Below are 12696 nucleotides of genomic sequence, written 5' to 3'. Positions count from 1 at the left end.
TTGAGGACAAGTGCCGGACGAGGCGCTGATCGTCCCGGGCCTGCTTTGTCCAACAGGAGCAGCCCATGATGCGCCTCTGGTCGCACCGCCCCCAATTCCTGCACCTGGGGCTTTTTGTTGTGGCCTATATGTTGGGATGCGGATTTGCTCAGTCGCTTGCAATCGTACCTGGAACAGGTATTTCCATTTGGCCTCCGAGCGGGCTTTTCATTGCTACGCTTGTCCTGGCCTCCGGGTACAGCTGGCCATGGTGGGTGCTGGGGGGCTGTCTGGCTGAGCTGTTCAGCAATTTCTTGTGGTTCCACAGTCCGCTGCCCGCGGCCGTCCTGATCTATGTCGGCAACGCTCTTGAAGCAGCGGTCGGCGCGTGGCTCGTGAACCGGACCTGCAGGCGTCCGGTTCGGCTGGAAACCTTGCAGGAAGTTCTCGCATTCGTCGTCCTGGCCGCTGGAGTTGCGCCAACCATTGGCGCGACGGTGGGAAGTGCGACTCTTGCGTGGTTTGGCATACAATCGCAAACTTTCGCGGCGGCTTGGCCTTTATGGTGGATCGGGGATGCCACCGGGATCCTGATCGTAGCGCCACTGGCGCTGGTCGTGTTCCAGAACTGGCGCGGCAAGGCCCAGCTTTCGGCCGCGCGATGGATGGAAGCTTGCGTCCTTGGGCTGATCTTTCTTGGTGTCGCCGCCCTTTCCTTGAGCGGTTACCTGCCCTTCGCCTACATCATCATGCCGCCTCTTCTTTGGGCCGCGGCGCGCTTTGAGTTTCGAGGCGCCGCCGTCGCCTTGACCCTCCTTGCTCTGATCACGGCGGTATTCACAATATCCGGCGCCAGCCAATTTGCCGGCGATCCCGAGTCCCAGAAGCACAAGCAGATCATGCTGCAGCTTTTTCTAGCCATCTCGGCATTTTCGGCGCTCATCGTAGCCGCTATATCCAGGCAGCATCAGCTGGCGCTGCTCACATTGCGCCAAAGCGTGGAGGCATTGCGCGACCGGGAGCGGGAGCTCTCGCAGCTCGTGGATATGGTCCCCGTCCAGATCAGGCGTCTGACGCCCGAAGGCAAGCCGACCTTCTTCAACAAGCGCTTGCTTGACTTCTTCGGTTTGAACGACGTAGCGCAGTTGGATAGGCCAGACATGAGCCGGCTGGCGGCAGCCATACAGACTCTCGTCCATCCCGAAGATGCGGCGTGCCTGCTCGAGACAGTCCGCCACTCCCTCGCCACCGGCGAGCCCTACGCCATGAAGTATCGCATGCGTCGTGCGGACGGCGCATACCGCTGGGTTGATGGCCGCGGGGAGCCGTTGCGGGATGAAGGCGGCGTGATTGTGCAATGGTACGCAATTTCCATCGACATCGACGACGAGGTGCGCGCACAGGAAGCATTGCGCCAAAGCGAGCGGCAGCTTCGGCAGCTCATCGACGCCGTGCCCGCTCTGATCTGGAGCGCGACGCCTGAAGGAACGCCGTCCTACATCAACAAACGGCTCATGGATACGGTCGGCGTCACCCTGGAAGACTTGACCGCGCCGGACGCGTCGCGGTCCCTGGCCGATGTCCATCCCGAAGACAGGCAGGCGGTGGGGCAAGCGCTGACGCGCTCGTTCGAGACGGGTACCACCTTCGCAATGAAGTATCGCCAGCAGCGGTCAGATGGAACCTATCGCTGGACAGAGGGGCGTGCGGACCCGCTGCGCGACCCGGACGGCCGGATCGTGCAATGGTATGGCGTCTGCCTCGATATAGATGACCTGGTGACCGCTCAGGAGGCCTTGCAGCAAAGCGAGCGCCGCTACCGTGACCTCTTCCACTATATGCCGATCGGGCTCACGCAGGTGGACGCCAGCAAACTGGTTCCCTTGTTCAAGGAGTTGCGTGCAAAGGGAGTGACGGAACTCCAAACGTACATTGACGAGCACCCCGAATTCCTGCCGCGCGCACTGGAAGCTCTGGAGGTTGAAGAGGTCAACCAACATATCATCGAGATGTTCGGCGCGAAAAATGCGGAGGAGATGCACCTGCCAATTACCCGCTACTGGCAGCCGAGCATTTCCACCATACGCCGCTCGATTGAGGCGCGTTATCGCGGCGAGGAGGTCTTCCGGGAAGAGACCCAGGTGGCGCGAATGGACGGCAGCGTCATCGACGTCCTGTTCACCACCGCCCGTCCCGGCGCTGTCGCCGACAAGAGTCTGGTCGGCTTTATCGATATCACAGAGCGCAAGAAGGCAGAGAAGGCATTGCGTAACCGGGAGCGGGAGTTCTCGCAGCTCGTCGACATGGTTCCGAGCCTGCTCTGGCGATTAAGCCCGGAGGGCGAACCGGTCTTCTTCAGCAAACGCATGATCGAATTCTTCGGTTTGGACGTAGGGGATTACGATAGGCCGGGATCAAGCGGGCTAGCTGCGGCCATTGCGGCTCTCGTCCATCCCGATGATGCAACCCGGCTGGCGGAGGCGCTCAACCACTCATTCGCTACAGGTGAGGCCTTTTCCCTTAACTATCGCCTGCGTCGTGCGGATGGGATTTATCGCTGGATGTCGAGCCGCGCGGAGCCGCTGCGGGATGAGAGCGGACGTATCCTCCAGTGGTACGGCCTCTGTCACGACATCGAAGATCAAGTGCATGCCGAGGAGGCGCTGCGCGAGAGAGAACGCTTTCTCTGGGAGCTGGTTGAAACGCTGCCGGCCTTGATCGATTGTGTCGCACCGGATGGCGAGCCGGTCTATCGCAGCCAGCAGTTGCGCGAATTCCTCGGGTACGAGCTTGAAGAATTGGACAGCAAGGGAAAATCCCGGTTAGACGGCGCACTGGATGCCGGTGTTCATCCCGACGACATCGCGGGAGTTAAGGAGCAGTACGCCCATTCGTTGGCGACCGGCGAGCCGTATGCGCAGAGGCATCGTCTGCGGCGGTTCGATGGAGAATATCGCTGGGTCGAGACGCGCGCCGCCCCGATGCGAAACGCCGAGGGCGCCATCGTGCAGTGGAATGTCATCTGCCTGGACATCGACGGTGAGGTTCGAGCGCAGGAAAAGTTGCTTCTAACGCAAGAGAGTCTCGCACGCGCGAACCAGGCGGCGAGTCTTGCCGAGCTCTCGGCATCCATCGCCCATGAGGTCAATCAACCGCTGTCTGCCGTGATGAACTATTCGAGCGCCTGCCAGCGTTGGCTTACGGCTGAACCGCCGAATATCGAGCGGGCACAAAAAACGGTGGAGCGCATCATTCATAGCGCAAACTCCGCCGCCGACGTTGTCAGTCGCATCCGCGCCTTGTTCAAGCAATCCGCAGACACGAGGGACTGTACGACGCTCGACGGTGTGATCGCCGAGGCGCGCGATCTCCTGGCGGAGGAGGCATCACGTCGTCGCGTCCGCATGGATATAGCGGTCGGGCGCGCGCTTCGGCTTGTCGCGTTCGATCGTGTCCAGATTCAACAGGTTCTGATCAATCTCATCCGCAACGGCATGGATGCGATGGCTACTGTTCCGAATGACAGGATTCTTCGGATACGTGTAAACCAAGTTGGGGACGTGGTTCGGATCGAGATCAGCGACTCCGGCCGGGGCGTCCAATTTCCCGACAGAATATTCGAGCCGTTCTTTACGACGAAAGAGCAAGGGATGGGTATGGGGCTGGCGATCTGCCGTTCAATTGTCGAGGCACACGGTGGACAGTTATGGACGGAGAAAAACCAACCGTATGGCGCGATGTTCATCTTCACGTTGCCGGCTGAAGTGAACAGTCTCCATGACGAAAGATCGTCAATGCGGATCCAGAATGGATGACGATGGGTGCATTCGGAGGCGCCCGGCCACGGGGCCGTCAGTCGTTCGAAATCGAGAAACAAGATCGGAGCGCGCCCGCCATGATGCGCAAACAGGGGCCGCCGTTGGTGGTGGGCAGCGTTTTGGACGAATTCGTTGCCGCAGAGCTGCGGGGTCATGCAGCAAATCGACAGAAGGAACGTTATGCAGGAGAGAGTGGCGGTGGAAATATCTATAACTCGCTCGCGCCGGGCGAGATGGAGTAGAGTATGAGCGAAGAAAAAACTGTCGTGGCGATTGTTGATGATGACCCACGGGTACTTGAGTCGCTGGAAGAACTGCTGGAGTCCGCGGGCTACGTGGCCCGCAGCTTCTCGTCGGCGGGATCGCTCCTTGCTAGCGGACTGTCGGGCGTGGATGTGCTCATTACCGACATTGGAATGCCGGGCATGGACGGCTTTGAACTTCGTGATCTGGTGAGGGAGGCACATCCGGAACTGCCCGTGTTCTTGATCACTGGCCGCCACGAGATAGCGGATCAGGGCCGTGCCCAAGGCATTAGCGGATTTTTCCGCAAGCCTTTCGATGGCCGGGTACTACTTGCGGCCATCGGAGACGCCTTACGCGATTGAGGCGGGCCGGACCTGCCTAGCTTTCACACCCCTGTGATGGCCTTCGCTTCGGTGGCCATGAAGTCGCAGAGCAGCCTCACGCGCAAGGGGGCGGTGCGTCCGAAGGCATGCAGGGCATTGAAGGGAAGCTTGGGAAGGGCGATCTCTGGTGCGAGATCGACCAGTGTCCCGTCTTTCAGTTCGCCGGCCACCAGGCATCGCAGAAGATATGCCGCGCCAAGTCCGCTCAGCGCCGCCTGGATCAGTGCCGTTCCTGAATCGCAATTGACGCGCCCGAAGGGGGTGAACGTGGTTCCATCGGCCAAACGCACGGACGTTGGTATGCCGCCCATTGCAAATCGAGCGAAGGGCAGGCTTGCCAGAGCTTCCGCCGAATTTGGACTGCCCCAGGTCTCAAGGAAACGCGGGGAGGCAACCACTGCCATCGGCAGATCTGACAGATGACGAACAATGAGGTCCCCTTGTGTGGGATCACCGACGCGCAACACGACGTCGTAATCCTCCCTGATCAGATCCACGAACCGGTCCGTCAGTCCGATATCCAGATGCAGGTCCGGATAGGCGGCCGCAAAGCTGGTAAACAGCCGGGGCAGCAGCAAGGGCGCCAGCTCGCCGGGCATGCTGATGCGCAGGCGCCCGGATGGGGCAGCCTGCGACCTGATCGCCTCGTCGCTCGAATCCAGATCTCGCAAGAGCGGCGCAACGCGTTCGAAGAAAATCTGGCCGTCCTGCGTGAGCGTTAGGGCGCGGGTGGAGCGCAGGAAGAGCCGTGTTCCGATTTTCTTTTCCAGCCGCGCCACGCTCTTCGAGACCGCAGATGGCGTTGTGTTCAGGTCGCGTGCAGCCGCGCTGAAGGAGCCGGCCTCCACAGTCCGAACAAAAGCCATCAGTCCCGACGTCTCACTCAGCAGATTTGGCATTTGCATCTCCGCGGCACAAATCATGTGCCTGACTGCATTCTAATGGCGCGAGGCGAGCGGGTTTATCTCAACCTTAACGGAAACGGAGATAAGCAATGCAGCATCTGAAAGACAAGGTCGCCGTCATCACGGGCGGTAACAGCGGCATCGGCAAGGCAACTGCGCGCCTGTTCGCGCAAGAAGGGGCGCAGGTCGTCATCACCGGCCGGCGCCAGGACGTCGTCGATCAAGCGGTGAACGAAATCGGCCATGGCGCTGTCGGTGTCGTTGGTGATGTTGCCGACATCGAACACCATCGAACGCTTGCCGAGACGGTGAAGAACCGCTTTGGCGGCCTGGACATCTATATAGCCAATGCCGCGATCATCAATCTCACTGCTTCCGGCAATGCGACGCCGGAAGACTATGACCGGCATTTCGCCATTAATACGCGCGGGGTGTTCTTCGGCGTACAAGCGATCGAGCCGGTGATCCGCGATGGCGGCAGCATCATCGTCACGAGTTCCCTGGCAGCTACCAAGGTTCTGCCGGATCACACCGTCTATGCCGGCTCGAAAGCTGCTGTCGCCGCGTTCGCGAAGAACTGGGCGATCGAGTTCAAGCACCGAAGGATCCGCGTCAATATTTTGAGCCCGGGACCGGTCGATACCGCTATTCTCGGAAAACTTGGAGTTTCGGAAGCTGATCGCCCGGCATTCGAACATCACATGGCTTCGCTTATCCCGGCGGGCCGCCTGGGACAACCGGAAGAACTGGCGCGCGCCGCTCTCTTCCTCGCCTCCGAGGGGGGAAGTTTCGTCAATGGTATCGAACTGCATGTCGATGGCGGCATGACTTTGGCTTGAAGGACCGATGTGAGTTCGCGGGAAAGCTCGATTTGCGCGACGCACCAAGCTATCCGGTGCGTCGCATCTGCGCCGAAAGGGTCGGCCGAAAGACTTCATACGGTGACGGCTGTCTTCTGCGTTGCTGCGCGTTGATGGCTTTGATCGCCTACGCCCACGTTTCGGCGTCGATTACGGCCTTGGCAAACGCCTCGGGTGCCTCTTGCGGAAGGTTATGGCCGATTCCGCCCGAAATCAGCCGATGCTCGTACTTCGCCTTGAATTTTCCTGCATACGCTTTGGGGTCGGGGTGAGGAGCGCCATTGGCATCGCCTTCCAGCGTGATCGCCGGGACCTCGATGTCGGGGGCGTCGGCAAGCTTGGCCTCATACTTGTCGAAGCGCTTCTCGCCCTGGGCCAGGCCGAGACGCCAGCGGTAGTTGTGTACGACGATCTCCACATGGTCTGGATTGGAAAAGGCCGCCGCGCTCCGGTCGAATGTGGCGTCATCGAACGTCCAGCGAGGCGAAGCCAGCCTCCAGATCAGCTTGGCGAAGTCGTTGGTGTATTTCTGGTAGCCTTCGCGGCCGCGATCGGTGGCGAAATAGTACTGGTACCACCATTGAAGCTCGGCCGACGGCGGGAGGGGTTTCTTGCCCGCGCTCTGGCTGCCGATCAGGTGGCCGCTGACGGATACGAGCGCCTTGCATCGATTCGGCCAGAGAGCCGCGATGATGTCGGCAGTTCTGGCTCCCCAGTCAAAGCCGGCGATGGTCGCCTTCTCGATCTTGAGGGCGTCCATCAGCTTCACGACGTCGAGTGCGAGCGCCGACTGCTGCCCATTGCGCTTCGTCTTGTCGGATAGGAACGTCGTTGCGCCGTATCCGCGCAGATATGGAACGATTACGCGATGACCATGGTCTGCCAACAGTGGCGCGACCTCGACGAAGCTGTTGATGTCGTACGGCCAGCCGTGTAGCAGAAGTATGGGTGATCCCTCGGGGGGGCCGAGATCGGCGTAGGCGACGTTAAGGTCGCCGGCGTCAATGCGCTTGCTGGCCTCCAATGTCGCGCCCTGCGTTTGGCCAGCTTTCGCTTCTTCGGTGCCCTGAGCCGCTCGGGCGCTCTTTCCAGGTATTCCTGTCGCCATCAGCCCAAGGGCGACGCCGCCGAGCGATCGGCGGGTCAGGTTCGCGAGTTCAATGTTTTCCATGACTACGTTCTCCGAAAGTGGATGCTTGTGCGGCGCTGCCTCAGAGGCGGCACCTCAATGAGCGCATTGGACGAGAGGAGTTTGAGACGGTAGGCGAAAGGTCGCTACTGAACGAAGTATCGGTCATACGACGGTATATCGCCCACAGATCATCGGCCAATCGGGCCAAATCGACCGTAATTGGCAGTGTGAGGGATGCACGCGGCCACCTTGAGGCGAGGTCCGGGCTATCACCGGACCTCGCTAGATGTGCCGGATCTGTGGCACGCTCGGCCGCATTTTTCGCCGCAGCAAGGATATGACGATGTAGTACACCGCTGATTCGTTCAGCGCTGGCAGACGTGTATTCCTGCTTAACCCAATGGCGGTCAGTAGTCCCAGAAGACCGGTACCCAACGAAAGGCGTTGCCGTCGACTGCGACGTGGCCAACGGAAGGAAACGGCATATGAGTTGCCACCAGCAGTTCGCCGCTCGCTGCCAGCTCCTGCAAAAGCCGGACCCGAACGCGGGCAGCCTCCTCGGGGTCATGTTCGAAACCGTTGTGCCAGTCGGGGTGGTCGAAGCCGACCGCGAACACGGCGTCGCCGGCAAACATCAGCCGGTCGTTGCCTGAGGCCACGCGGACCACGCTGTGCCCGGGGGTGTGGCCGCCGGTCCGAGAGACGACCACGCCCGGCGCCACCTCGTGCTCATCCTCGAACAACCGCAGCTGGCTCTGGTACTCTTTGCTGAACCGCTTGGCGGCCGCCCGAAGCGCGTCCGGGAAGCCCGCCGGCATCGAGACGCGCGAGAAATCGGGCGACTTCCAAAATTTGACCTCGGCCGCGGCCACATGGATCCGCAGGTCCGGATTCAGCCGTTCCTTCACCCCGTCGACGAGCAGCCCGCCAACGTGGTCCATGTGCATGTGGGTCAGCACCACGTCGGTCACGGATGCAAGATCGATGCCGGCGGCCTCCAGTCGCTTTATCAACTGCCCGGCCCGCGGCAGGTTCAAGTCCGGGTCGAGTCCCAGCCCAGCGTCGATGAGTATGGTCTGCCCGCCGCTGCGCACGACGACCACGTTCAGCGCCCAGTCGAAGGCGTCCGGCGGCAGGAACATGTCGCCCAGCCAGGCGGCCCGGGCGGCCGGGTCGGCGTTGTGGCCCAACATCACGGTTGGGAGCGGCAGTACTCCATCGCTGACAACCAGCACGTCAATCTCGCCGATCCGCACCGCGTAGCGCGACGGAACCAACTCTTCGGGTACCGACCTAGCGGGTTGTGGGGTAATGTCCAGATTCATGTCCGTCTCCTGTGTTTACTGATCGCCGCCTTACACAAGGCATCAATGACGCTATGTCGGGGGGTGTTCGCGGTAAATTGAGTCGAGGAGTAGGGTGAGCCATACCACGGTATAGGTCTTGTCATACGGCTCGCGTCATGAACCGGAACGGACGCCGGCGAGAGCGCCGCGGACGGAGATGACAATGGCTGAAGTCGCATTAAATTATACGATCGATTTTGTCGTCCTGTGCCTGAAGACAGGGGCAGTTGGAAAGGCATTTGTGAAACTGGCCGTTAGCAATGCCGTCGGCGGGTAGCGAGAAGTGGAACCGGGCACCGCCTTGCGGATGGTTCGAAGCGGTTATCTCCCCACCATGGGCTCTGATGATCGACTGGCAAATGGCCAGTCCTATGCCAGGCCGCCTTCCTTGGTAGTGAAGAACCCATCAAATATCTGATCCATGTGATCAAGGGGAATGCCAGTCCCGGTATCCCTGATTGAAAACGCGATACGGCCGGTTTCGTTTAAACCTGTTTCGAGATGAATCTCACGTTGAATTGGGGACGTGACCTTCATGGCCTGAATGCTGTTGACCATCAGGGTAACGATCGCCTGCTGCAACTGGATACGATCACCTCGGACAACCGGGAGTTCTTGCAGACCGGGATGGCAATGGCGCATTTGTTTGCAAGGCGGTTCGACGAAGCGTCGTTAAGGGCGGAAAAATCATTCAACTATATGCCAACCTTCCTCGTGGCTGTGACCACCAGCGCTGCAAACCATGCGCTCGCTGGCCGGAGCGACAAGGCACAGGAGGCGATGAACCGTTTGCGCTAGCTCCATCCGATGCTACGCATCTCCAATCTAACGGATTGACAACCAACGTAGACCGGACGATCTCGCACTGCTCGCGGAAGGGTTGCGAAAGGCAGGGCTGCCAGACTAGATCGCGAAAGTTGAGCTGCCGATTGCGAAAGTTCAGACTTCCAATCTGCGCCTTTTGCTTCTGCGCTGCGAGATCCCAACTGCTGGTACATTCATGGCAAAGTTCGCCAGTTGCCATCTGTGATACCGCGATTTGATCGTAGTTGATGAATGCGTCAAATCACTTGCACCACGGATTTGAAATTTGCCACGCCTTCGTTTTTTTACAGTGAAGGCATTTTTTTGTCGCGAAAACGACTCCTTGCGTCCGGTCGCCACAGTCGCGTCGCGTATTCCTAGACTTGAGGATGGCTTGGCTAAACCCGGCGACTAGAACGCTATGCCCCATGCACGATAGAATGAATGTGCCGCTCCCGTCATTATCTGAATCTGAAGCGATCGAAATGATCTGAAAATTCAAGTTATGAGGGACATCCGATATGAAAATTGTTGTGATTGGCGGGACCGGCCTTATCGGGTCAAAGACCGTTGCACGGTTGCGGGCCAAGGGACACGATGTACTGGCTGCCTCACCAAATTCCGGGGTCAATACGATCACCGGAGAAGGTCTTGATGAAGTGCTAGCAAGTTGCGACGTCGTGCTTGATCTCGCCAACTCGCCTTCTTTCGAAGACGAGGCGGTTCTCGAATTCTTCAAAACGGCGGGCCACAATCTGCTGGCTGCCGAGGCAAAGGCCGGCGTGAAGCATCACATTGCTCTTTCCATCGTAGGAACAGAGCGGCTTCCGGAAAGCGGCTATATGAGGGCCAAACTTGTTCAGGAGCAACTCGTCAAGGCCTCCCCGATCCCTTACACAATCGTCCATTCCACGCAGTTCTTCGAATTCCTCAAGGGCATTGCCGATGCAGCAACAGTGGGTACAGTCGCTCGCCTTTCTCCTGCATCTTTCCAGCCTATCGCATCCGACGATGTAGCTGACGTCATGGCCGACGTCGTTCTCGGCAAGCCGCTCAACGGAACAATCGAGATTGCTGGACCCGAGCGCGCTCCCATGAACGAGATCATTGCGCGGTATCTCAAAGCAAACAATGATCCCCGGACTGTCGAGGCAGATGTTCATGCTCGCTATTTCGGCACCGAACTGAATGACCAGTCTCTTGTGCCTGGGGAAGGCGCACGGCTTGGCAGGATCGACTTCGAAGAATGGTTCCGGCAATCCCGGCAACCGAAGTGAACCCATCAGCGACACCCTGGCCAAGTGAATGTTGGCCTCGGCACATTCGAGATCGAACGCGCTTTGCGTCACGCACAGATGCATTCAAAACCAAAAGGATTACGACAATGAGATCAGTTTTGTTAACACTGGTTGTGTCAGCAACTGTTGGCCTTCTGGGCACTTTCGCAGCTGCCGCTGAGGATGGTGCAATCGTGACACCGCTCATGCAAAAAGACCTGCCAAATTATCCTGGCAAGGAGGGGCTGATGATATCAGTTAAGTACGAGCCGGGCGGCTCTTCGCCTATTCACAAACACGATGCAAACGCATTCGTCTACGTTCTCGAAGGCTCGATCGTGATGCAGGTGAAAGGTGAAAAAGAAGTCACCTTGTCGCCAGGGGAGACTTACTATGAAGGTCCTTCCGACATTCACTTGGTCAGTCGCAACGCGAGTACGTCCAAACCGGCGAAATTTATCGTTGTGCTGCTGAAGAACAAGGACGCTCCGGTCGTCATGCCGGTCGAGTGATCTTCCGTGCGACACAAAACCATGCGGCCTTGTTTTTGTTCATGGGTTGGAAGGAGGCGCCGCTTTTTCGGTCGCCGGAGGAATGGTCGCAGCCTTTGCTCGCTGCGACCGGGCTAAAACCGACGCACCGAAATAATCAAGGGGAGCAAGTTGATGAAAATAACGGTTATGGGTGCGAGCGGACTTATCGGAGCGCCACTCGTTCAGAATCTTCAACGCAGAGGTATCGAGGTAATCCCAGCATCTCCGTCTTTCGGGGTTAATAGTGTCACGGGCGAAGGCCTTGAAGCCGCTGTGGCTGGAGCGGACGTTGTCATCGACGTTACCAATGCCGCGTCATTTGGCGATAATTCTGCCTTGGCTTTTTTTAAAACCTCCACCAGAAATCTTCTTGCTGCTTCCGTTGATGCAGGCGTGGGACACTATTTGGCGCTCTCCGTGGTGGGAACGCCTCGCCTGGTCGAGAGTGACTATTTCCGGGCAAAGATGGTACAGGAGAATCTTATCCGAGCGTCGCGAAAACCCTATACTATTCTCCATTCTACGCAGTTTTTCGAGTTCATAGGCGGTGTGATTGATATGGGTGCAAATGGCGGTGGATTCCGGCTTCCACCAGCCTCGATACAGCCCATATCCGCGGCTGATGTCAGCGATGTATTGGCGGAATTGGCGCTAGGTGCCGCAAGCAATGACACAGTGGAGATTGCCGGACCGGAGCGGTTTGGTCTTGACGAGATTGCCCGTATGCACTTGGCAGCAAATGAAGACCGACGCCAGGTCATTAGCGATGACAAAGCGTCTTACTATGGTGTCGAACTAAATGACGACACTCTCCTGCCTAGCCAGGGCGCACGTACGTCTTCACGACGGTATTTAGACTGGCTGTTTCTGAAAATGGCCGGTTAGGCAGCAACCCGGTTGCTGCTCGAGAGCCACTTCCAGATGGTTCATTTGGGGATCGCAGGCGTTCGCGCAGCACATCATGCCCTAAGATGACCGAAAACAGGAATTTAGCGCAAACGAGATTCTCGATGCGTCTGAGACCGCGCTTCACATTCCACGGACAAAGCATCCCTTGCTATTTTCCAGGGGAATCGCCTTCGCCAGATGGTGTGCGTTCACGGGTTGATTTGCTCCGCCAACCGGCTGTTCAAACCCGGCTGCAATCGCAGGCCGAGAATACCGAACCAATGCGATTGCACGCAGCCAACACCAGCCGGGACGCGACCTTGGTGAAGGCGGAGAAGGGTGCCGAGAACACTGAAGTCCTGGAGCACTCCTGACCTATTGCGGCGGCCCCCACGGGTGCATCTTGGCATCACCGGCAACGTTCCTTGGAACGATACTGCACCGATCCTCGAATATGTTGACAATTATAGTCATGTTATCTAACACCCCTGAAACCAACCGAGCATAGTGCTTATTTGGTTCACG

At 58.6% G+C, this 12696-nt stretch carries 11 protein-coding genes and 1 pseudogene; 8 read left to right on the top strand and 4 right to left on the bottom strand.

What is annotated here, in order from left to right; genetic code table 11:
* Positions 1-65 precede the first annotated feature (65 nt).
* The 3 genes from N2599_RS32895 (at position 66) to N2599_RS32885 (ending at position 4405) form a co-directional block, all read left to right on the top strand.
* Positions 66-3794 (top strand): MASE1 domain-containing protein, encoded by a 3729-nt coding sequence (locus N2599_RS32895; protein ID WP_051336818.1) that lies wholly within the window; start codon positions 66-68, stop codon positions 3792-3794.
* 80 nt (positions 3795-3874) lie between these two features.
* A complete protein-coding gene (locus N2599_RS32890; protein ID WP_156915367.1) occupies positions 3875-4039 on the top strand; it encodes a hypothetical protein in 165 nt (54 codons plus the stop codon).
* Between the two features lie 3 nt (positions 4040-4042).
* Positions 4043-4405 (top strand): response regulator, encoded by a 363-nt coding sequence (locus N2599_RS32885; protein ID WP_027513238.1) that lies wholly within the window; start codon positions 4043-4045, stop codon positions 4403-4405.
* Between the two features lie 23 nt (positions 4406-4428).
* Here the strand turns inward: N2599_RS32885 and N2599_RS32880 are convergent, their stop codons facing one another.
* A complete protein-coding gene (locus N2599_RS32880; RefSeq protein ID WP_027513239.1) occupies positions 4429-5325 on the bottom strand; it encodes a LysR family transcriptional regulator in 897 nt (298 codons plus the stop codon).
* Between the two features lie 95 nt (positions 5326-5420).
* Between N2599_RS32880 and N2599_RS32875 the strand changes: the two genes are divergently transcribed.
* Positions 5421-6170 carry an SDR family NAD(P)-dependent oxidoreductase gene (locus N2599_RS32875; protein WP_027513240.1) on the top strand — a complete coding sequence of 250 codons (750 nt, stop codon included), beginning with the start codon at positions 5421-5423 and terminating at the stop codon, positions 6168-6170.
* 148 nt (positions 6171-6318) lie between these two features.
* Here N2599_RS32875 and N2599_RS32870 read toward each other — a convergent pair whose 3' ends face one another.
* The 3 genes and pseudogenes from N2599_RS32870 to N2599_RS38030 form a co-directional block, all read right to left on the bottom strand.
* Positions 6319-7362, bottom strand: coding sequence for an alpha/beta fold hydrolase (locus tag N2599_RS32870; protein WP_027513241.1), 1044 nt, complete (start codon positions 7360-7362; stop codon positions 6319-6321).
* 368 nt (positions 7363-7730) lie between these two features.
* Positions 7731-8648, bottom strand: coding sequence for an MBL fold metallo-hydrolase (locus N2599_RS32865; protein ID WP_260308512.1), 918 nt, complete (start codon positions 8646-8648; stop codon positions 7731-7733).
* 346 nt (positions 8649-8994) lie between these two features.
* Positions 8995-9206 (bottom strand): annotated as a pseudogene (locus tag N2599_RS38030) (ATP-binding protein); the annotation flags it as partial.
* Here N2599_RS38030 and N2599_RS32860 point away from each other — a divergent pair.
* From N2599_RS32860 to N2599_RS32845, 4 genes are all read left to right on the top strand, one after another.
* Positions 9171-9467, top strand: coding sequence for a hypothetical protein (locus tag N2599_RS32860; RefSeq protein WP_167333950.1), 297 nt, complete (start codon positions 9171-9173; stop codon positions 9465-9467). The pseudogene N2599_RS38030 and the gene N2599_RS32860 sit on opposite strands and share 36 nt — an antisense overlap.
* Before the next feature lie 527 nt (positions 9468-9994).
* Positions 9995-10750, top strand: a complete 756-nt coding sequence (locus tag N2599_RS32855; protein ID WP_027513515.1) for an SDR family oxidoreductase — start codon at positions 9995-9997, stop codon at positions 10748-10750.
* A 107-nt stretch (positions 10751-10857) separates the two neighbouring features.
* A complete protein-coding gene (locus N2599_RS32850) occupies positions 10858-11262 on the top strand; it encodes a cupin domain-containing protein (RefSeq protein WP_027513514.1) in 405 nt (134 codons plus the stop codon).
* Between the two features lie 153 nt (positions 11263-11415).
* Positions 11416-12168 carry an SDR family oxidoreductase gene (locus tag N2599_RS32845; protein ID WP_027513513.1) on the top strand — a complete coding sequence of 251 codons (753 nt, stop codon included), beginning with the start codon at positions 11416-11418 and terminating at the stop codon, positions 12166-12168.
* Positions 12169-12696 lie beyond the last annotated feature (528 nt).

Origin of the sequence: Rhizobium sullae, assembly GCF_025200715.1 — a bacterium.
Taxonomy (GTDB): Bacteria; Pseudomonadota; Alphaproteobacteria; order Rhizobiales; family Rhizobiaceae; genus Rhizobium; species Rhizobium sullae.
This window is presented reverse-complemented; position numbering and strand designations above follow the sequence as displayed.

Excerpts from the sequence above, each read along its gene's own strand:
- N2599_RS32860 (WP_167333950.1), top strand. The coding sequence starts at position 9,171 with ATGAATCTCACGTTGAATTGGGGACGTGACCTTCATGGCCTGAATGCT.
- N2599_RS32880 (WP_027513239.1), bottom strand. The coding sequence starts at position 5,325 with ATGCCAAATCTGCTGAGTGAGACGTCGGGACTGATGGCTTTTGTTCGG.
- N2599_RS32875 (WP_027513240.1), top strand. The coding sequence starts at position 5,421 with ATGCAGCATCTGAAAGACAAGGTCGCCGTCATCACGGGCGGTAACAGC.
- N2599_RS32845 (WP_027513513.1), top strand. The coding sequence starts at position 11,416 with ATGAAAATAACGGTTATGGGTGCGAGCGGACTTATCGGAGCGCCACTC.
- N2599_RS32890 (WP_156915367.1), top strand. The coding sequence starts at position 3,875 with ATGATGCGCAAACAGGGGCCGCCGTTGGTGGTGGGCAGCGTTTTGGAC.
- N2599_RS32855 (WP_027513515.1), top strand. The coding sequence starts at position 9,995 with ATGAAAATTGTTGTGATTGGCGGGACCGGCCTTATCGGGTCAAAGACC.
- N2599_RS32850 (WP_027513514.1), top strand. The coding sequence starts at position 10,858 with ATGAGATCAGTTTTGTTAACACTGGTTGTGTCAGCAACTGTTGGCCTT.
- N2599_RS32865 (WP_260308512.1), bottom strand. The coding sequence starts at position 8,648 with ATGAATCTGGACATTACCCCACAACCCGCTAGGTCGGTACCCGAAGAG.
- N2599_RS32885 (WP_027513238.1), top strand. The coding sequence starts at position 4,043 with ATGAGCGAAGAAAAAACTGTCGTGGCGATTGTTGATGATGACCCACGG.
- N2599_RS32870 (WP_027513241.1), bottom strand. The coding sequence starts at position 7,362 with ATGGAAAACATTGAACTCGCGAACCTGACCCGCCGATCGCTCGGCGGC.
- N2599_RS32895 (WP_051336818.1), top strand. The coding sequence starts at position 66 with ATGATGCGCCTCTGGTCGCACCGCCCCCAATTCCTGCACCTGGGGCTT.